General features: G+C 38.7%; 17 protein-coding genes. 8 read left to right on the top strand and 9 right to left on the bottom strand.

Annotated elements, in window-relative coordinates; genetic code table 11:
• Positions 1–41: 41 nt before the first annotated feature.
• From MTT29_RS06655 to pyrE, 4 genes are all read right to left on the bottom strand, one after another.
• Entirely contained in the window at positions 42–1,469 is a 1,428-nt protein-coding gene (locus MTT29_RS06655) for a c-type heme family protein (RefSeq protein WP_429800123.1), read from the bottom strand.
• Complete coding sequence (locus MTT29_RS06660; RefSeq protein ID WP_429800124.1) at positions 1,459–2,148, bottom strand: response regulator transcription factor; 690 nt, start codon at positions 2,146–2,148, stop codon at positions 1,459–1,461. Before MTT29_RS06660 ends, MTT29_RS06655 begins: the two co-directional genes overlap by 11 nt.
• 168 nt (positions 2,149–2,316) lie before the next feature.
• Positions 2,317–4,029, bottom strand: coding sequence for a methyl-accepting chemotaxis protein (locus MTT29_RS06665; RefSeq protein WP_429800125.1), 1,713 nt, complete (start codon positions 4,027–4,029; stop codon positions 2,317–2,319).
• A gap of 185 nt (positions 4,030–4,214) precedes the next feature.
• Positions 4,215–4,823, bottom strand: a complete 609-nt coding sequence (gene pyrE / locus MTT29_RS06670; protein ID WP_429800126.1) for an orotate phosphoribosyltransferase — start codon at positions 4,821–4,823, stop codon at positions 4,215–4,217.
• Between the two features lie 119 nt (positions 4,824–4,942).
• Between pyrE and MTT29_RS06675 the strand changes: the two genes are divergently transcribed.
• From MTT29_RS06675 to thyX, 5 genes are all read left to right on the top strand, one after another.
• Complete coding sequence (locus MTT29_RS06675; protein WP_429800127.1) at positions 4,943–6,310, top strand: Na+/H+ antiporter NhaC family protein; 1,368 nt, start codon at positions 4,943–4,945, stop codon at positions 6,308–6,310.
• A 31-nt stretch (positions 6,311–6,341) separates the two neighbouring features.
• The gene (locus MTT29_RS06680) at positions 6,342–6,593 is read left to right on the top strand and encodes a hypothetical protein (protein ID WP_429800128.1); all 252 of its coding nucleotides are present in this window, start codon (positions 6,342–6,344) and stop codon (positions 6,591–6,593) included.
• A gap of 1 nt (position 6,594) precedes the next feature.
• A complete protein-coding gene (locus tag MTT29_RS06685; RefSeq protein ID WP_429800129.1) occupies positions 6,595–6,891 on the top strand; it encodes a type II toxin-antitoxin system RelE/ParE family toxin in 297 nt (98 codons plus the stop codon).
• An 82-nt stretch (positions 6,892–6,973) separates the two neighbouring features.
• The gene (gene flgE / locus MTT29_RS06690; RefSeq protein ID WP_429800130.1) at positions 6,974–9,418 is read left to right on the top strand and encodes a flagellar hook protein FlgE; all 2,445 of its coding nucleotides are present in this window, start codon (positions 6,974–6,976) and stop codon (positions 9,416–9,418) included.
• Between the two features lie 92 nt (positions 9,419–9,510).
• A complete protein-coding gene (thyX, locus tag MTT29_RS06695) occupies positions 9,511–10,140 on the top strand; it encodes an FAD-dependent thymidylate synthase (protein WP_429800131.1) in 630 nt (209 codons plus the stop codon).
• 45 nt (positions 10,141–10,185) lie between these two features.
• Here thyX and MTT29_RS06700 read toward each other — a convergent pair whose 3' ends face one another.
• The 5 genes from MTT29_RS06700 to ruvC form a co-directional block, all read right to left on the bottom strand.
• Complete coding sequence (locus MTT29_RS06700; protein ID WP_429800132.1) at positions 10,186–11,292, bottom strand: DNA adenine methylase; 1,107 nt, start codon at positions 11,290–11,292, stop codon at positions 10,186–10,188.
• Position 11,293: 1 nt separating this feature from the next.
• Positions 11,294–11,809, bottom strand: a complete 516-nt coding sequence (gene luxS / locus MTT29_RS06705; RefSeq protein ID WP_103557839.1) for an S-ribosylhomocysteine lyase — start codon at positions 11,807–11,809, stop codon at positions 11,294–11,296.
• 105 nt (positions 11,810–11,914) lie between these two features.
• Entirely contained in the window at positions 11,915–13,879 is a 1,965-nt protein-coding gene (locus tag MTT29_RS06710) for a methyl-accepting chemotaxis protein (protein WP_429800133.1), read from the bottom strand.
• Between the two features lie 66 nt (positions 13,880–13,945).
• Positions 13,946–14,635, bottom strand: a complete 690-nt coding sequence (locus tag MTT29_RS06715) for an MOSC domain-containing protein (protein ID WP_429800134.1) — start codon at positions 14,633–14,635, stop codon at positions 13,946–13,948.
• 16 nt (positions 14,636–14,651) lie between these two features.
• Positions 14,652–15,131 carry a crossover junction endodeoxyribonuclease RuvC gene (ruvC, locus tag MTT29_RS06720; RefSeq protein ID WP_103616689.1) on the bottom strand — a complete coding sequence of 160 codons (480 nt, stop codon included), beginning with the start codon at positions 15,129–15,131 and terminating at the stop codon, positions 14,652–14,654.
• Positions 15,132–15,253: 122 nt separating this feature from the next.
• Between ruvC and dnaA the strand changes: the two genes are divergently transcribed.
• The 3 genes from dnaA to gyrB all read left to right on the top strand — a co-directional run bounded on the left by dnaA (position 15,254) and on the right by gyrB (position 20,112).
• Positions 15,254–16,564 carry a chromosomal replication initiator protein DnaA gene (dnaA, locus tag MTT29_RS06725; protein WP_103567040.1) on the top strand — a complete coding sequence of 437 codons (1,311 nt, stop codon included), beginning with the start codon at positions 15,254–15,256 and terminating at the stop codon, positions 16,562–16,564.
• A gap of 153 nt (positions 16,565–16,717) precedes the next feature.
• On the top strand, positions 16,718–17,785 hold the full coding sequence (gene dnaN, locus MTT29_RS06730) for a DNA polymerase III subunit beta (RefSeq protein ID WP_021088742.1): 1,068 nt from the start codon (positions 16,718–16,720) through the stop codon (positions 17,783–17,785).
• 17 nt (positions 17,786–17,802) lie between these two features.
• Positions 17,803–20,112: a DNA topoisomerase (ATP-hydrolyzing) subunit B gene (gene gyrB, locus MTT29_RS06735; RefSeq protein WP_429800135.1), complete on the top strand. Its 2,310-nt coding sequence runs from the start codon at positions 17,803–17,805 to the stop codon at positions 20,110–20,112.
• Positions 20,113–20,128: the final 16 nt, after the last annotated feature.

Below are 20,128 nucleotides of genomic sequence, written 5' to 3' on the forward strand. Positions count from 1 at the left end.
TTAACACCAAAAAAGGGCAGAAAAGGGGGAAAATTAACAAATTATAAATTTTCGAAACTAATTGTAAATGCAACGTGGTTTTCATCCACATTTTTAGCAAAGATTAGGGCGTTGTTTTTGCGAGCGATAAGACGGCTCATATATAGTCCAAGCCCGCTACCGCTCTCTTTTGTGCTAAAGTGTGGCTCAAAGATAACCTTTAAAAATGAATTTTTTATCGCTCCTGCGTTATTTTGCACGCATAAATTCTTGCGATCATCTTTTAAAAAGGTGCTTATCTTTATCACTCTTGGCTTTGTGTAGCTTTGTTTAAATGCGTCTTTTGCGTTGTTTATGATGTTTATTAAAATTTGGATTATCTCATTAAAATTTGCAAATAGTTCAAAATTTTCTCTCACGTCAAGCTGCACTTCGATCTGATACTTTTTAAGCGTTGCGTTTAAAATTTTTATCGTTTGATTTATCACTTCAAGCACCTTAAATTCTTTTCTCAAGGTATTTGGACTAAAGAAATTTTTAAAGTCATCAACGGTTTCTGACATGAAATTTATCTGCTTGCTTGTCTCTTCTATAAATTCATAAATTTTCGCCTCATCAAGCTTCTTTCGCTCCTGATAAAGCTCTAAATTTATCAAAGCTGAGCTTATCTGAGCAAGCGGCTGCTTCCACTGGTGCGAGATATTGCCTATCATCTCGCCCATAGAGGCTAGGCGGCTTTGATGGATCATCAGCTGCTCAGTCTGCTTTTTGCTCTCCTCGCCTCGCCTATGCATCTTATAAACAAGTAGCAAAAATAGCCCAAAGATAAGCGTTATAGCGCTCATTATGACGATGACCTCTTGCAAATGGTATGTAAAAATAGCGCGGATTGGTATCTTAAAAGAGATCATCGCGACCGTTTCGTTCACATCTGGGATCTCTATGCCCTCCATGCCATATTTTTTTAGCATTTGTTGTGGGGCATTTGCGCTGCTATGACAGGCTAGACAGCTTGGGCTTTGGTTTTTTATAGGCAGACCTACAAAGAGCTGTGAGCCATTTTCATCTTTTATTATCTTTACAAATTCTTGAAATTTATTTTCTTTAAAGCCATGCAAGACGCCAGCTTCAAATTCATTTGGCTGGTGAGCCTTATTTAGCGGAGCGATGGCAACTAGCTTGTAGTCAAATTCAAGGTTGTATTTTTTCTTTTGGATGTTGTAAATTTCACGGCTTATATATGAAGATGACAGAAGTCTCTCGTCAAAAAAGTCCTCTTTTAAGATGCCCTGCTCTTTTAACTGCTCGATTAGCGGGCGCTGAACTCCAGCGATGTACTCTCTTACAGAATTTATGCCCTCTAAAACATAATACGCCTCTTTTTTGGCGTCTTTCATCGCAAGATCGTTGTAGAAATTTAAAACAAGTGCCGAAACTAGCAGATAGACAAAGATAAAAGCACCGACTATTAGCTGAAATTTATATCTCACAAAGGTAGCCCACGCCATATAAATTTTTGATCACGTCTTTGCCAAGCTTTCTTCTAAGCTCTTTTACGATCGTTTTTATAGCCTCTTTTGTAGGCTGCTCGTACTCCCAGATGTAGTCAAATATCTGTTCATAAGTGATGGTTTTATTTTTATTGTTTATAAAGTACTCAAAAAGGCGGCTCTCACTCTTGCTTAGATGAGAAATTTGACCACTTACATAAAGTGCCTTTTTGCTAAAGTCATACTCTATATCATCGGCGATCTTAACCCTCGGAGTGCGTCCCACAAGCTCCATAGCAACATCTTCAAGCGCTTTGATGAAAGATTTTTTATCGTATGGTTTTGCAAGGTATCTTGTGATCTTTAGCTCAACCGCGCGCCACAGATACTCTTGCTCGACGTGGCTTGAGAGTATTACGATAGGGATTTTTTGATTGATAGCTCTTACTTTTTTAGCGATCTCAAGGCCATCGATATTTGGCACGCTTATATCAAGCACCAAAACATCATAGGCGTCGCTTAGTGCAAGCTCCAGCGCCTCAGAGCCGTCTTGCACGCCTGTCACCTCAGCAAAAAATAGCTCAAGTGACGCGCAAATGTTTTTTAATATCGCCTCTTCGTCCTCAAGGCAAAGGACCTTTTTGTTTGATAAAACATCTAAAATATCATACTCTTGCATACGTCATCTCATCTCTTAAGCCAAAATGCCGACTTAAATAACACAAAATAAAAATTATTTCATAAATTTACATCATGATCGTAAGCTTAAAGTAAAAAATAGGCTTGCTACTTAAGCGATAAATTTAAAAGAGAAAGTTAAATTTAGCCAAAGATTTGGCTAAATTTATCAGGTTCTAAATTTTGAAAGGCTAGTGTTTAGATTATCAGTCATCTTTGAAAGATGAGCGGCTGCAAGTGAGATTTCATCCATACTTTTTGAGTTTTGTTTTGAAATTTCATCGATATTTACAATGCCTTTTATCAGCTCTTCTACCTTATGTCCAGTCTCTAAATAGTCCTTCGTAGAGGTCTCATTTAAGCTAACGCTCTCGTTCATTAGCTGGTTCATATTTTCTATTTTTTCATTTATTTGGGCTGATTTTTTGCAAAGTTCGCCAGCTTTTTTAGCATTATCGCCGATGGTTTGGCTTGAGTTTGAGATCGCTTCAACAATTAAATTTATAGTCGCATTTATCTCGCTTAGGCTATTTTGCGTGCGTTCAGCTAGCTGCCTAACCTCATCAGCCACGACTGCAAAGCCACGTCCATGCTCTCCTGCACGGGCTGCTTCTATGGCGGCATTTAGAGCAAGTAAATTTGTCTGATCAGCGATGTCGTCGATGATATTTAAGACATCTTTTACATTTTTAGCTTGATCAGCTAGGCTTTTCATCGAGCTAGCGAGTGAAATTTCGCTATTTGCAGCCTCATCTACATTTTTGCTAAGCCCCAAAACATCGTTTGAGACCTCATTTATGTATAGACAGGTTCTTTCAAGATTTTCTTTGCTCTTCTTAGCCTCTTCAAATGAGCTCTTTATCTCTTCTGACATATTTTTTGCCATATTTGTCGTATCTGTGACGATTAGCGAAGATTTGTTGGTTAAATTTGTAGTTTGAGCTGAGGTAGATGAGAGCTGCTCGGCGATAGAAGAGTTCTCATGCGCCAAGCCTTTAACACTCTCTATCACAGATCTTAGCTCGCTTGTTAGGTCATTTATAGAGCTTTTGATGTTTGAAATTTCATCTTTGCCACTAACTTCAAGCTTTTTAGTAAGATCGCCTCTGCCACTTTTTATCTCATCTGACATCGCGGTTAAATTTGCAACGATATTTTTTATAGGTCTGATGATCGCTCTACTTAAGATAAATAGCACGATAGCTATCAAAACAACCGTTATCAGGGCGCAAGCGATGATAAATGTTTTTGTATTTTGGCTATTTTGCTCATTTAGCACGGCCTTTGTCTTTTCTGTCTCGTCCGCTAAGTCATCGACATATACGCCACTTCCTAGCATCCATTTATATGGCTCAAAATTTGCAGCGTAGCCAAGCTTCTCCACTGGCTCCTGCCCCTCTTTTTTCACCCAGCCAAATGTGACAAATCCGCCACCTTGTTTAGCCTTTTCGATGAGCTCTTTTATAAGAAGTAGCCCTTTTGGATCTTTTAGTCCGATTAAATTTTTACCAACAAGTGATGGCTTTTCAGGGTGCATCAAAACAACGCCGTCATAGTCATAAATGAAGATATAGCCGGTCTTGTCGCTAAAGAATTTTAGCTTTGAGACGACTCTAAAAATTTCTTGTTTTATCTCATCGTCGCTTAGCCCTTTTTCTTTGCCGCCATTATAAATTTCACGCATCATTTGATTGATCGTCTCGACGTCATCTTTTAAATTTTCTTTTCTGGCATTTACCAGCTCGTCGTAGGACTTATGGGTGAAAAACTGAGTTAGATCGCTTGAAAATTTGCTATTTAAAAAGATGAGCAAACAGCTGACAAGCAAAACTGAGAAAACAAAAGTGAGAATTATCTTTGTAGATATTTTCATAGCACACATCCTTGCATTTTGGGATCTCCTAAAAATTGCGTGCCATTTTATACATTCAAATCTTAATTATAAATTAACTTTTAAAATTTAAGGAAAAAAAGAAATTTTGATGAGAAAATTTACTCAAAGCCCAAAATAACGAATAAGTTACAAATATTATTATTTTAAGCTTTAAGAGATAAATTTTATAAAATTTAGTTGCCTCTGCTTCCAGGCTTAATAGCCTTGCTACCACTCTTACAAAGCGGACAGTGCTCTGGCTCGTAAATTTCAAATTCAAAATTCCCCAAAGCAAAAAATGGCTTATCACTTGGCAGTTTTGCATTTGCCTTAGCTTCATTGCCTAAATTTGCAACCTTACAAAAACCGCGGTTTGCAAGTGCCGCAAAACCAACCACCTCGCCACCAAGACTCTCTATGACACGAGCCGCCTCAAGCGCCGAGCCGCCAGTTGTGATAATATCTTCGCAAACTATAAATTTCTCGCCCTTTTTTACTTCAAAACCACGCCTTAAGCTCATCACCCTATCAACGCGCTCTGTAAATATAAAGCGTTTTTTCGCCGCACGAGCTAGCTCATATCCAGCTAAAATTCCACCAAGTGCTGGCGAGCAAACGCTATCAAATTTAATGCCAAATTTCTCTATCACAGCGGCAAGCTCATCTGCTAGTTTTGCCGCAAGTGCAGGGTCTTCAAGCACCTTTGCACTTTGCAGATAAAACTGCGAGTGGTTGCCACTACTTAGCAAAAAGTGCCCCTCTAAATACGCCCCAGCATCCTTATAAATTTTCTCTAAATCCATCGCTTTTTCCTTTTAAAATTTGCCAAAAATCTTAACACATACCCACTTAAGCCACTCTTTTTAAAATTTAATAAGCCCCGCCCTTGTATAATTCTTGCACTCATACAAAAAGGACACTCATGCTTCTCTTTAACCCTGTTGTTTTTAGCATTTTGGTGATGACGGTGCTATGTTTGCTGCGCTTTAACATCCTGCTTTCTATCCTTATCTCAGCACTTGTCGCTGGCGTCATGTATAAGCATGGTTTTAGTGGATTTGAAAGCGGTTTGGCAAGCGGTATCGAGAGCTTTTTTACGGCCTTAAAAGAGACCACGCAAAGCCTCATAAGTGGCATGCAAGGCAACCTTGAAACCTCACTTAGCTACATCTTGCTAGGTGCTCTTGCAGCTGCCATCGCAAATACAAATTTAACAGCCATTTTGATAAATGCAATGAGTAAATTTCTTAGCTCAAATAAGGTGATATTCACGCTAACTATCGCATTTATCGCTTGCTTGTCTCAAAACTTGATCCCAGTTCACATAGCCTTCATACCTATCTTGATCCCACCACTTCTTGCCCTTATGAATAAAATGGGCATAGATAGGCGTGCGGTGGCTTGCGCTCTTACATTTGGCCTGCAAGCGCCTTATGTGAGCCTTAGCGTTGGCTTTGGCCTTCTTTTTCACAATATCCTTAAAAAAGAGCTAGCAAATAACGGCATAAATACAACTATCTCAGACATCTCATCGGTTATGTGGATAGGCGGTGCGTCGATGTTGGTTGGCCTTATCATCGCTATTTTTGTCTACGGCAGAAAGAGAGTTTATAAAACATCTAAATTTGAAAAGGCCGAACTTGACGAGATCGAGCGTGCAAAAAGCCTTGAGATGACTAAAAAAGAGTGGGCGGTCTTAGCTGGTGCGGTTGTCGCCTTTGTCGTGCAAATTTACACTTCGCTCTTGCCACTTGGCGCGCTACTTGGACTTTTGGTTATGGTCGTTTTTGGAGGCATCGAATATAAAAAAGTAGATAAGATCATGGATAATGGCCTTGCTATGATGGGCTTTATCGCATTTATCATGCTTGTTGCTGCAGGATATGGCACCATTTTAAGAGAGAGTGGCGGTATAGACGAGCTTGTAAAATACGCCAGCTTGGTCTCTGGCGGCAAGATAGGTGGAGCATTTTTGATGCTACTTATCGGACTTCTTGTGACGATGGGCATAGGCACTAGCTTTGGCACTATCCCTATCTTAGCCTCTATCTACGTGCCACTTTGCCTTAGCCTTGGCTTTGGCGTGCCAGCTATCATCTTGCTAGTTGGTATAGCAGCGGCTCTAGGCGATGCTGGAAGCCCAGCAAGCGACAGCACACTTGGACCAACGAGCGGTCTAAATGCTGATGGTGAGCACAACCACATATATGATACTTGCGTGCCTACATTTGTATTTTTTAACATCCCACTAATCATCGGTGGCATCGTAGGCGCGTTGATACTTGGATAAATATGATAGATAAAATATGTAAGGAGCAAAAATGATAGGTATGCTAGTTGCCGAAGAGACACCACAGATAACTCAAATTTTACAAAAAGCGGTTCAAGAGATAAAACGAATAAACCCTCATGCAAGGGTTGAATTTGTAGATTATAGCGACTACTACGTAAATAAAGAAAATGAACAAAATTTAAAAGAGCTGATCACAAAGCATAGACGTGGCGAGCTTAAATATTACACACTTGATGATGTGATCGCTGAAACCGATGCCATAATAGAAGGCAAAATTTAAGATGAAAATTCTTTTTACAGATGATTTTAAAGAGAGTCTAAAAGAGATATTAAAATTTATAAAACAAGATAACAAGGATCGCGCATATAACTTTCGCGATAGTCTAAAAAATGAAATCATGAAAATCCCTGAAAGACCATACTCTTACAGAGAAAATCTAATCATAAAAGATACTCAAGTAAGAGACTTGGTCTTCAAGGGATATGTTGTTGTATTCGTCATAGATGAGGGCGAACAAACTATTACTATCATATCAATCTATAAATACAATCTACCAAATTTAAAATATCCTCAGTAACTATTTTTTGCCGATATAAATTTTGGAACATCTTTTGCTTTGAAAGATTATAAAAATTTAAAACGAGAAAAAGGATAAGCTCATGATGAGATCACTTTGGTCTGGTGTTTCAGGCCTACAAGCCCACCAGATAGCCATGGACGTAGAAGGCAACAATATCGCAAACGTCAATACCTATGGTTTTAAATACAACCGCGCAAATTTTGCTGATATACTAAGCCAAACTCCAAGAGTAGCTACCGCTCCACAAGGTCAGCTAGGCGGTCAAAACGCTATGCAAATAGGTCTAGGAACGACCATAAACTCAACTACAAGAATTTTCTCACAAGGCACACTAACAGACACTACTAAGCAAACCGACCTTGCTCTTCAGGGAAATGGCTTTTTTGTCGTCTCTCCAGATGGCGGAACGACAAGATATTATACAAGAAACGGCGACTTTGTTCGTGATAAGGCTGGTAACTTCGTAAACAACAGCGGATACATCGTTCAAGGCTGGACTAGAGATGATGAGACTGGCACTATCGACTCAACAGGCCCTATAAGCAACATCGTCATCAAAGAAGGTCTTACAACTCCAGCAAGAGCGACAACAGAAGTTAAAATAAAAGGCAACCTCGACTCAGGTAACAGCATCGGTCAAAGAAGCACGCCTATATACGCACTTGACTCAGTTGCAGGCGGACGCGACTACAATAACGATGGAATTTTAAATGCCAACGAAGTTCATAACGAAAACGATACAAACAACGACGAATTTTATACAAACTCAAGAAACGAGCAAATTTTAACAGAGCGTGGCGTCGATCTTGGTGTTACATTTGACGAGCTTGGAAACGGACTTGCACTAAGAGATGGACAAGGTATCTGGGTAAGCTACGCAAATGCTAAAACTGAGAAATTTAGTATAGGAAGTCCTGCAGCTCAAACAATCGGTCAAATAAATCCAGCAGAAACACTTGATATCACAATAAATGGTACAACTATCAAATCCCAAGCTGGTACGATGACAAGCATCAGTGATGTTGCAGCTGCTATCAACGCTCAGTACAATAAAACTGGCGTTAGAGCTGAAATTTCAGAAGGCAATAAACTAACACTTATAAACAGAAACAACTCAGGCACAACCGAAGAGACAAAAAATATTCACTTAGTGGTAAATGCTGGAAACACAGTTGGTGGTCTAGCTAGTAAAGATATCATCACAGCTTATCAATATGTCTATACAAGCTCACAAACAACAGCTGTTCACCCAAATAACGACAAAATCGCAAGACAAATAACAACAACTGAAGATCTTCGTGCAGCTATGCAAGAGGATGCTAGAAACCACGTTGATTATAACGGCGATGGCCTAATAAGAGCAAATTCAGATGTACTTGATGCTGCAAAAGAAGCAACAGCGGCTCACAAGATAGCTCCAGGCACAGGTGGCGCAGCTATAACAAATCCAGCTTACGCAACAATATACAATACAGCTTATGCAGGAGCAACTGGTACACCTGATCAAAAACACGCAGCAGCTGTCGCAGCGCTTCAGGCAATTGCTGGAGATGATACAAACGATGGCGTAAAGATCACTGTAAATAAACTAGGTCAATTTCAACTAGAAAACCCTACAAATGAAATAGCTGATCAAGCTCTTTATATGACTACAACTGGTCTTACAAAACCAGCTCAAGGTACAAATAACGCAGCAGTAAATGAAAACGTTCGCTTTACAAACATCATGAAAGCACTTGATGGCGCACTAAGCCCAGGTCAAGCTCTAAGAGCAAGTGGCAAGATGATGATGTCAAGCCACGGTTCAACAGCTGAAATTTTTGACTCACTTGGCTCAAAACACACAGTTAGTATCAGATGGGCAAAAACAGGTACTACAACAGATGGCGGAACTGAGTGGAATATGATCATCCAAGTGCCAGAGCCTGCTAAGATAAACTACACAGGTGAGGGTCCAGACAACGTCGTAACTGGTTCAGTTAGATTTAACTCAAATGGCTCACTTGCTAGCTTTCACCCAGCTACGATAACATTTTCAGCTAACAACGGCTCACAAAGTGGTCAAAATGTTAGTTTAAATTTTGGCTTGGGAACAGACTTTAACGGACTAACAAGCTTTGATAAAGACTCATCAACTGAGTCTATCTCACAAGATGGCTACACAGGTGGTACGCTAAATGGTTTGAAGGTAGATGAAACAGGAACTATCATAGGCTCATTTACAAACGGACAAAGCTTTGGTCTAGCTCAAGTTGCACTTGCTAGCTTTACAAACAACGAGGGTCTTCAAAGTGAGGGCGGAAACGTCTTTTCACAAACTGCTAACTCAGGCGAAGCAGTCATCGGCGCAGCAGGCACAGGTGATAAAGGTACGATCGCAGCTTCAAAACTAGAAGCTAGTAACGTCGATCTAAGCCGTGCGCTAACAGATCTTATCGTCATCCAAAGAGGCTTTCAAGCAAACTCAAAAACGATCACAACAAGTGATGAGATGCTAAACACACTTCTTCAACTAAAACAATAACAAGGGGGGGGGCGCTCGCTCCCTTTTAAATTTACAAATAAAATCAGCCTTCTTTTTGTAAAATGCTAAAAAATTTCACTAAAAGAGAAAATATGCAAGTAACACTTCTAAATCACACCCCACTAAATATCTGCTCTCACGCAATCCGCACATGCTGGCATAGCTTTGAAAAAGGCGATAATGGCGGCGAAAAAGATGTCGAGCTGATAGATAGGGTGGGTAATAAATTTAAACACGCTTCAACGCTGGAGCATCTTTACTACAACTTCTACATCCAAGGCATCTCGCGCGCACTACTTCAAGAGCTAGCCCGCCACCGATTAGCAAGCCTAAGCGTCAAATCAACCCGCTACACGCTAAAAGAGCTAAAAAAAGAGGAGAAATTTGAAGTAGGGCAGTTTGAGCGTGCAGCTAAATTTATAGTGCTAACAAATGACGAAATGGTCGATAACGCGAGCATAAAAGCGCTTGAAAATTTACGTGAAATTTTAGCTTCAACTACAAAAAGCCTTGATATAGTTAAATACTGCTTGCCAGAGTGCTATAAAACCGAGCTTACATGGAGCATAAACGCTAGAAGCTTGCAAAATTTCATCTCTCTAAGAAGCTCAAAATCAGCCCTTTGGGAGATAAGAAATTTAGCAAATGCTATCTACAACGCCTTGCCAAATGAGCATAAATTTATCTTTGAGAAGTGCTTGCCAGAGGATGAGCAAAACTAACAATTACGTTAGTGAAATTTAGAAGTGATAAAATGAGCGCTAAATTTACTTTTTCAAAACGTAAAGAAGTTCGTCTACATGGATGTTTCTAGCTTTTAAATTTCTGCTGCCGCGGTAGGCGTTATACTTTTGGCGAAGTAGATGAACTTTGCCCATTTTATTTAGGTTTTTATCAAATTCATCTTGGTTGATAAAGCCTTCTGAGTTAAACGAGATCAGCACAAATTTCGCCTTTAAATTTGCTATCAACTCGAAAAATGCCTCGCTTGCTGATGATTTTTTATTAAAAACTGATCTGTTCCAGTCCTTTGCGATACCTGAGACTTTTGAAATTTTACTTGGCTCCTCATAGCTTGCGATGAGATTTAGCATGAAGTAGTTTGAGCCGTATGGATGCTGGTTATAAGGCGGATCAAGATAGACTAGATCAAGCCCATCAAGCTCTTTTGCCAGTAAATTTGCGTCCTTTTGATAGACCTCAAATGGCACGCTAAAATTTGAAAAAATAGGCTTAATCAAATTTATATCAGAAGTGATCCTTGAAATGGCATTTTGCCCCCTGCCACCAAACTGACCGATGCCATCTTTATTTTTATGAAAACCTTTAAAAATTCCACTCGTATTTGCATGCACGCTTGCGTTATAAAGTAGTGGAGCTATGAAAAATTTTCTCATCTCAACTGGCAACATCTCATCTATGAGCCTTCTTGCAGTGTCGATGAATTTAGCATTTTTTTTCGTGTAAAAGACCCGCTCGCCAAAAGCGATATTTTCATCATCTTGCGGTGCATAAAGCCTTGTTATAAAGCCCTCGCAAAGGTTATTTTCTATCTCTTTTTCAAGCTTTTTTTGCCAGAAATTTATCTCATCTCTTAGCTCATTTGTGGCGTTTTGCAGATAGCATGAGTTTGTGATGAAGCTGTAAAGCTCCAAGTCGTTTGTGACTAAAAATTCGCTATTTTGCTTTAAAAACCTAGCCACCACGCCGCTTCCACTAAAGAGGTCGCAGCAGCTAAGCTTCTCTTTTTTAAGCTCGTCTTTTGCGTATTTTACGCCTCGCTCGATAAAGCCTAAAAGAGAGCGTTTGTTACCAAGATAGGTTAAAATTTGCTCTTTTAGATAGGCTTGATTTTCTTGTTTAGCTGGTTTCAAATCAGTGCTTTTTTAGTCCCATAGCATCAACGTCAAGCTTGATCTCATCGTTATTTATGATGACTAGGCCGTGATCTAGAATTTTCTTTGCTATGGCGTGAGCTTCATCAAGTGAGTGCATCTTGTAAGTGCCGCATTGAAATTTATTTAGCTCTGGAATTTGATCTTGAGTTTTGACCTCTAAGATATCTTTCATCGAAGCTAGCCATGCCTTTTTTACAGCTTCTTCGCTAGGTGTGCCGATCACGCTCATATAAAAGCCCGTCCTACAGCCCATCGGCGAGATGTCTATGATCTCCACGCCGTTGCCATTTAAATGGTTTCTCATAAAACCAGCAAATAGGTGCTCTAAAGTGTGAGTGCCCTTTTCTGGCAAAATTTCCTCATTTGGCTTGCAAAATCTCAAGTCAAAAACGCTGATATCATCGCCCTTTGGGGTCTTCATACTCTTTGCTAGTCTAACTCCTGGGGCTTTCATCTTCACATGATCTACGCAAAAACTATCAAGTAGTGGCATATATTCTCCTTTAAATTTTTGGTAATTTTAGCGTAAAAAAGATTTAAAATTTAAAGGCCCACGTAAATTTACATGAGCCCGGTAATATTTGAGAGATTTTGGGTATTAAAATTTATTTTTTCTAACGTCTGTTAGTATGACCTTCGCCATGCCGTCTATCTCGCTAGTTACGTCGTTTGTAGTATTAACAACTGAAATATTTTCTTTTGTAACATTATCTATTTGAGATACACTTTGATTTATCATATCAACAGCTGTTGTTTGCTCTTTGATTGATTCACTCATCTCGTTAATTGATTGAGCAAGGACATTTGTATTTGCCTCGATCTCGCCAAGTGATTTTTGTGTTCTTTCAGCTAGCTTTCTAACCTCATCAGCCACAACTGCAAAGCCACGTCCATGCTCACCTGCACGAGCAGCTTCTATGGCAGCATTTAGAGCGAGTAAATTTGTCTGATCAGCAATATCACGGATAATAATGATGATATTTTTGATCTCATCACTTTGTCTTATAACATCCGCTGTCTTTTGAGATATTGCATTCATTGAGCTTGACATCTCTTCGATAGCTGCTGCACTTTCTTGAATAGACTCTGCTTGCTTATTTGCTCCTGAAGTTAAATTCTTCATAGATTCAGATAAAATTTGTGCTTTTTCTTCCAAAATTTGTGCCTGGCTTAGATTATCATTTAGCATATTGCAAATAGCAACACCAGAGCTATTTATACCAAGCATCATAGCTTTTAGATCAGCTTCAATGTTTTCATCTATTTCAATCTTTGCAGTATAGTCATTTTTAGAGTAAGCGTTTAATATATTTATTACATTACCCAAATTTTTACTAATAGAACTAAAGAAAGTGTTTAGTAAATCTTTTAGTTTGATAAGAGATGGGTTATTTGGGTTCTCACTTAGTTTGACGCCTAAATTTCCTCTTATCATATTATTTGCAGCTATATTTAGCTCTTCAAGCATGGTATTATCTTTTTTGATGCCAGCTATGACTTTGTCGATATTTTTATTTATCTCTTCGCTCATCACGCCAAATTCATCAGTAGTGTGGATATCTAGCTTACTTGGGGCAGTGCTGCTCTCATAAGTGATAAATTTAAATGTATCAGAAAGCTTCTCTTGGATAACTCCGATAGGTTTAAGTGAGCGTTTTAGTAGCACGAAAACAATAGCTGAGAGTATGACTATAAAGAGCACCGCAAGTATTAGTTGAGCTTTTAAGATAGGCATAGTGTGGTTTGAAAAGGTATCCGCACCTATTGCAACAGCAGCAAGCCAGCCATCATCGTTGATAGGTAAAATTTTAGCTGTTACATCTTGGTTTTTAGAGTTTTTATATGAGATCAGACCATTTTCGTCAAATTCTTTATTGTTATACTTTTCTGAGACGACCTTTGTAGCAGGTAAGATGGTACCAACTTCTGAAGCTATATCAGAAATAAGCATAGTTCCATCTTTTTTCATAATATAAGCATATCCACCTTCTTTAGTTTTACCAATATCAAGGATCTTGTCACTTAACTTTTTAATGTCTATATCAATACCAAAAACACCTTGAAATTTACCATTTTTAGTAACAGGAGCAGTAAAAGTGATAACTAGATCATTTGTAGAAGTAACTCTTGGCTCGGTATAAATTTCTTTATTTTTCTCTTTTGTACTCTTATACCAACCTCTAGTTCTTGGATCATATTTATCAGCTACGGTTGTTCTTTTACCATCTGATTGAAAGAAGTGTCCATCCTCATCGCCGTAATAAACATAGCTCACCGCAGAGTTCGCGACCTTTTTTTCTAATAAGACAAAGTTCATTATCTCATCACCACTTTGAGCGCCTTCAACGACTGATGAAATTTTCTTGATATACTCTAAATTTTCATCAAAAAAAGTGTTTGTAACACTCTTTATATCTTTAAGGACTTGATCCTCTTTGCCACTGACAAGCTCAACGATCTTGCCTTTTGAAGTAAAATAACTAACCGCCGAGATAGCGCAAAACGAAATGATGAGTAAGATCATCAAGGCTAGTGCTATCTTATTTGTGATAGAACGAAACACCTCTGCTCCTTTAATTTTTGTTTGAAATTTATTTGTAAAACAAAATCGGAGCAAAAGTATAAATGTTTATAGTGTTCTCATAAATTCGGTGCTATAAATTCCCTCGATACGTCTTTTCATATCATCGTGCCAGCCATTTGTAAGAGTGGTGAGGGCGTTAAATTTCTCTAGTAAATTTAAATTTTCACTTGGCGCGTAAAAGAGCCTATTTATCTCTAAAATGCTCATATGAACTGGGTCATTTTCTATAATCTCTATCACGTCGCCTGCCTTGCACGAGCCTGGCGTAAGAACGCGGTAGTACCAGCCAGTAAGGCCTGTTTCAAAGATATGAGTGGCTAAATTTTCCTTGCCCCATCTTTTTGAGAGCTTAAAGCATGGCTTTCTAGGCTGCGAGACTTGAAGCACAAGCGAGCCTACCTTATGGATATCGCCCACATAAACGCAGCTCTCATCAAGCCCATCAACGCATAAATTCTCCCCCATCGCCCCATAAGCCATATTTTTTAATCCTAAAAATTTCTCCCACTCGGCGTAGTTTGCAAATGAATTTGCAAAGACTGCCTTTTCAGGGCCGCCGTGATGCTTCGTATCAGCGACACTATCGCCCTCGAAGCCAAGCTCATTTGCGAAAATTTCGCCATTTTGAGCTACTTTAAAAATAGCCGAGCTCCAAGGTAAATTTAGCTTATCAGTTGCGTTTTGCGAGCCGTAGTTTTTCACATCTCCTATTAGTAAAGCTTTTAGTGTTGCCATATTTTTCCTATCAAATTTAGTTTATTCTTAAATTATTCGCGTGAGTTAGCGCGATCGCGATAGCATCAGTGATATCAAGCGGTTTTATCTCTTTATTTATGCCTAAAATTTTCTTCACCATAAATGCCACTTGCTCTTTGTCAGCCTTTGCCTTGCCAGTGACCGTTTTTTTTACTTGAAGTGGCGTGTATTCGGCAAAGTCGCCATGAAGCTGCAAAATTTTAAGACTAAGTGCCCCACGAAACTGAGCGAGCTTTAAGACTGTTTTTGGGTTGTAGGCAAAGAAGATGTCTTCTATCGCAACCTCGTCAAATTTATGGTTTTTGAAGATGAGATCAAGCCCCTCACAAAGCTCTGTTATTTGGTATTGAAGCGTGTTTGGCTTTATCTTTATAAGCCCAGCTTCAAGAAGCATAGTTTTAAATTTGCTCTTTTCAAGTATCGCGTAACCGCAATTTTTCGTGCCTGGATCGATTCCTAAAATTTTCATCACAATCTTTTCAATACTTTTTCACGACTTTTTCACGCCGTGAAAAAGTTTGTCGGAGTTTAACAAAGGTTTTATTAAATTTAAGATAAAATCGCTAATAAAATTCATTAAATAAAAAGGGTTAAAATTTGCTAGCAGACGAGATTTTAGAGCTTTTACAGACAAAAATATCAGCTAATGAATTTGACTGCTACATCAAACAATTAAAATTTAATGAAAAGGCTTCAAACGAAGATTTTATAGTTTTTAACGCCACGAGTGAATTGATGGCTAAATTTATAAAAACTAGATATGCAGAAAAGATAGCCTACCTTTACGAAGTAAAAACCGGCAAAAAGCCAGAGGTCGAGATAACTAGCCAAACCAAGCTAAAAAATATAAAACAAAGCCAAGTAAATGTAAAGCAGATCAAGGCGCAAAGCAGCATTTTAAACCCTGGATATACATTTGAAAATTTTGTCTGCGGCGACTCAAATCAATTTGCTTTTTTAAACGCAAAAGCAGTTGCGGACAAGCCTGGCGTGCTTTACAACCCACTTTTTATATATGGCACAACTGGCCTTGGCAAGACGCACCTGCTTCAGTCAGTTGGCAACTACTGCCTAGATCAAGGTAAGGTCGTTATCTGCGTGACGAGCGATCAGTTTATGATTGATTTTACCACGCATCTAAATAGCCACTCGATGACTAAATTTCGTGAGAAATACCGAAACTGCGATGTTTTACTAATAGACGACGTGCAGTTTTTAGGCAAAACAGATAAAATTCAAGAGGAGTTTTTCAACACATTTAACGAGCTTATAGCCAAAAAAGGTCAGATCGTAATGACCTCAGACCGCCCAGCAAAGATATTAAAGGGCTTTGATGAGAGGCTAAAGTCAAGGTTTGAACAAAGCATAATGGCTGATATCACGCCGCCTGAGCTTGATACAAAGATAGCTATCATCATCAAAAAATGCGAATTTGACAAAATTTATCTAAATAAAGAGGTCATCGACTACATCGCTACAAACATGGGCGATAATATCCGTGAGATCGAGGGCGCTATCATAAATTTAAACGCCTATGCAAGCTTGATGAGAGTTGAGATAACGCTTGAATTTGCTAAAAATACACTAAAAGATCTCATCAAAGAGAAGCATGAAAATATAAATCTTGAAACCATTATAGAGATCGTTAGCAAAGAGCTAAACATCAAGCCAAGTGACATAAAAAGCAAGTCAAGAGTGCAAAACATCGTAGAGGCTAGACGCATCATCATCTACCTTGCGAAGATGCTCACGACAAATTCGATGCCTCAAATCGCAAACTATTTTGGCATGAAAGACCATAGCGCCGTTAGTCACAACATAAAAAAGATAAACGAGCTCATGGAGAGTAACGAAATTTTCAATCTCAGAGTGACTGAGATAAAGAACAAAATTTTAACAAAAGGATAAAAACAGAATGAAATTCGTGAATAAATGTGAAGAAATGAAAAATTCTTTTCACATTTTAAATAACGATGCTGGCGTGAGAAAAGATGGTTTTCACACTTTCACGCTACCAACTAATACAACAAAAAGAAAATTAAAAATAAGAGGGAGTATTTAATGAAGGTTTTAATAAACAAAAACATGCTTGAGAGCATAGTAACAAACACTAATCCATATCTCGAAAAAAGAGATCTTAGTGCTATAACTTCTCACATCTATATCTCTGCAAAAGATGGAGTTTTAAACATAAAAGCAACTGATCACGAGATAGGACTAGCATATAAACTAAGCAACGCAAAGATCGTTGATGAGGGCTATGCAACTGCAAATGGTAAAAAGTTACTTGACATCATAAAAAGCCTAAAAGATGAAGAGGTAACGCTTGAAACTGTTAATAACTATCTTTACATCAAGCAAAAAAACTCAAAATACAAACTTCCAATGTATAAATTTGAAGACTTCCCAGAGTTTCCAACGATAGAAGGCAAGGCCAAATTTGACATAGACGCCATAATGCTAGGCAGAAGCTTAAAGAAAATTTTGCCATGCATCGATAGCAACAACCCTAAATTTGAGCTAAACGGCGCTTTACTAGATATAAAACAAAACTATATAAATATAGTAGGCACCGATACAAAAAGGCTAGCTGTATTTAAATTTGCAAATGAAGCGAGCAATGAGTTTTCACTGATCATCCCTAAAAAAGCGATAAACGAAATTCAAAAGCTATTTTTCGACAAGATAGAAATTTACTATGATGAAAACGTCCTCATCGCTCAAAGCCAAAATTTTGAGTTTTTCACAAAGCTGATAAATGGCAAATTCCCTGACTATGAGCGCGTTATACCAAAAGATATCGCTATAAGATTTGAGCTAAGCAGAGATAAAATGGTTGAAGGCATTAAGACTATCTCGATGCTAAGCGATCAGATGAAGATAACTTTTTCAAAAGAGAGCATCACGTTTGAGAGCATCATAGAGGATAACTCTGAAGCCAAAACGATGATAGAGTTTCAAACTGGACTTGAAGAAGATATCAGCATAAATGTAAAAAATAGAAATTTAATAGACTTCCTACAAAGCATAGAAGATGAGAAATTTGAGTTTGGATTTAAAGATAAAAATTTACCTTTCGTTGTTAGCTCAAAAGAGCTTTTAACAGTTATAAGTCCATTAAATATATAAGTTAAAAAAGGTTTATGATGGAAAATAATTACGGCGCAGAAAATATTAAAGTACTAAAAGGGCTTGAGGCGGTCAGGAAGCGCCCAGGCATGTATATAGGCGATACTAACATAAGCGGTCTTCATCACATGATCTACGAAGTCGTTGATAACTCTATCGACGAAGCGATGGCAGGATACTGCGATACGATAGATGTTGAACTTACACGTGAGGGCTCAGCGATCATTAGCGATAATGGCCGTGGTATCCCAGTAGATATGCACCCGACTGAGAAAATTTCAGCTGCGACTGTTGTCCTAACTGTGCTTCACGCTGGTGGTAAATTTGACAAGGACACTTATAAAGTCTCTGGTGGTCTTCACGGCGTTGGTGTATCTGTCGTAAATGCCCTTTCTAAAAAGCTAATCGTAAATATCAAACGTGATGGCAAGCTTCATAGACAAGAATTTTCAAAAGGTATCCCTCAAAGCGACCTTGAAGTGATAAAAACTACAAATCGCACAGGCACACAAGTCGAGTTTTGGCCAGATGATAGCATATTTGAAGTGACTGAATTTGATGATGAAATTTTAACAAAAAGATTTCGCGAGCTAGCCTATCTAAATCCAAAGATAACTATAAATTTCAAAGATCAAAGAAATGGCAGAAGCGAGAGCTTTCATTTTGAGGGCGGTTTAGAGAGCTTTGTAACTGATATGAACAAGGCAAACGCTGTCAGCAAAGCGGTCTCATTTAGCGGCGGTGAAGATGATGTTATGGTTGATTTTGCGCTGCTTTATAATGACACTTATAGTGAAAATTTACTAAGCTTTGTAAATAACATCAAAACTCCAGATGGCGGTACGCACGAAGCTGGCTTTAGAGCGGGCCTTACAAGAGTTATCACAAACTACGTTCAAGCAAACGCTGCTGCTCGTGAAAAAGATACAAAGATAACTGGCGAAGATATCCGCGAGGGACTTATAGCAGTTGTTAGTGTGAAAGTGCCAGAGCCGCAGTTTGAGGGACAAACAAAGGGCAAACTAGGCTCAAGCTACGTAAAGCCTATCGTTCAAAAGATGGTTTTTGACGTGCTTACAAAGTATTTTGAAGAAAATCCTATCGAAGCAAGAGCGATAATGGATAAAGCTCTAATGGCAGCTCGTGGTAGAGAAGCTGCTAAAAAAGCTAGGGATCTAACTCGCAAAAAAGAGAGCATGAGTGTAGGCACGCTCCCTGGCAAACTAGCTGACTGCCAGAGCAAAGACCCAGTAATTAGCGAACTATACCTAGTGGAGGGCGACTCTGCGGGCGGTTCTGCAAAGCAGGGACGTGATAGAGTTTTCCAAGCGATATTGCCGCTTAAGGGTAAAATTCTAAACGTTGAAAAGGCAAGACTGGATAAAATTTTAAAGTCTGATGAGATAAAAAATATGATAACAGCGCTAGGTTGTGGTATCGGAGATGAATTTGACGCTGAAAAGCTTAGATATCATAAAATCATCATCATGACCGACGCCGACGTCGATGGTAGCCACATCCAGACGCTACTTTTGACCTTCTTCTTTAGATTTTTAAATAAAGTTGTAGAAAATGGCCACATCTACCTAGCTCAACCGCCACTTTACCGCTACAAAAAAGGTAAGAAAGAAATTTATCTAAAAGATGAAAAAGCGCTAAATGAATTTCTTATCGAAACTGGTATCGAAGGCGTTGATATAGAGGGCATTGGTAGTGCTGATTTGATTGATTTTTTAAAGATCGTTGCAGCTTATAGAAGCGTCTTAAAAGAGCTTGAAAAACGCTTTAACGTCCTTTCGGCGATCCGCTATATGATAGAAAATCCAGACATCGTCTCAAAAAGCTACAATGAAATTTTTGAAATTTTAAGAGACTTCTTAAAAGCTGAGGGTCACAACATCCTAAACCACTACGTTAGCGATGATGAGGTTAGAATTTATGTCCAAACTGAAAGCGGTCTAGAAGAGCTTGTGGTAAATGAAAATTTATTTACAAATCCACTCTATGAAGAGGCACTTTACATCAGCCAAAAGATAAAAGAGCGCGGCCTAGACTTGCATAGTGACGTTATAGACGTGCTTGATGAAGTAGAGAAAAATGCGAAAAAAGGTGCATATATCCAGCGCTACAAAGGTCTTGGTGAGATGAATCCTGAGCAGCTTTGGGAGACTACGATGAACCCTGAGAACAGAAGACTTTTAAAGATCGATATAAACGATGCCATAAGCGCTTCTGATACGTTTAATCTCTTTATGGGCGATGAGGTCGAGCCAAGAAGAAACTACATCCAAGACCACGCAAAAGACGTTAAACACTTGGATATTTAAAAGAAAAAGGATAAAG

This window comes from Campylobacter concisus (assembly GCF_050447485.1).
Lineage (GTDB): Bacteria > Campylobacterota > Campylobacteria > Campylobacterales > Campylobacteraceae > Campylobacter_A > Campylobacter_A concisus_BQ.

What these genes read in the sequence shown, in the direction of transcription:
- MTT29_RS06660 (WP_429800124.1), bottom strand. Translation starts at nt 2,148, where the DNA reads ATGCAAGAGTATGATATTTTAGATGTTTTATCAAACAAAAAGGTCCTT.
- MTT29_RS06665 (WP_429800125.1), bottom strand. Translation starts at nt 4,029, where the DNA reads ATGTGTGCTATGAAAATATCTACAAAGATAATTCTCACTTTTGTTTTC.
- pyrE (WP_429800126.1), bottom strand. Translation starts at nt 4,823, where the DNA reads ATGGATTTAGAGAAAATTTATAAGGATGCTGGGGCGTATTTAGAGGGG.
- MTT29_RS06675 (WP_429800127.1), top strand. Translation starts at nt 4,943, where the DNA reads ATGCTTCTCTTTAACCCTGTTGTTTTTAGCATTTTGGTGATGACGGTG.
- MTT29_RS06680 (WP_429800128.1), top strand. Translation starts at nt 6,342, where the DNA reads ATGATAGGTATGCTAGTTGCCGAAGAGACACCACAGATAACTCAAATT.
- MTT29_RS06685 (WP_429800129.1), top strand. Translation starts at nt 6,595, where the DNA reads ATGAAAATTCTTTTTACAGATGATTTTAAAGAGAGTCTAAAAGAGATA.
- flgE (WP_429800130.1), top strand. Translation starts at nt 6,974, where the DNA reads ATGATGAGATCACTTTGGTCTGGTGTTTCAGGCCTACAAGCCCACCAG.
- thyX (WP_429800131.1), top strand. Translation starts at nt 9,511, where the DNA reads ATGCAAGTAACACTTCTAAATCACACCCCACTAAATATCTGCTCTCAC.
- luxS (WP_103557839.1), bottom strand. Translation starts at nt 11,809, where the DNA reads ATGCCACTACTTGATAGTTTTTGCGTAGATCATGTGAAGATGAAAGCC.
- MTT29_RS06715 (WP_429800134.1), bottom strand. Translation starts at nt 14,635, where the DNA reads ATGGCAACACTAAAAGCTTTACTAATAGGAGATGTGAAAAACTACGGC.
- dnaN (WP_021088742.1), top strand. Translation starts at nt 16,718, where the DNA reads ATGAAGGTTTTAATAAACAAAAACATGCTTGAGAGCATAGTAACAAAC.
- gyrB (WP_429800135.1), top strand. Translation starts at nt 17,803, where the DNA reads ATGGAAAATAATTACGGCGCAGAAAATATTAAAGTACTAAAAGGGCTT.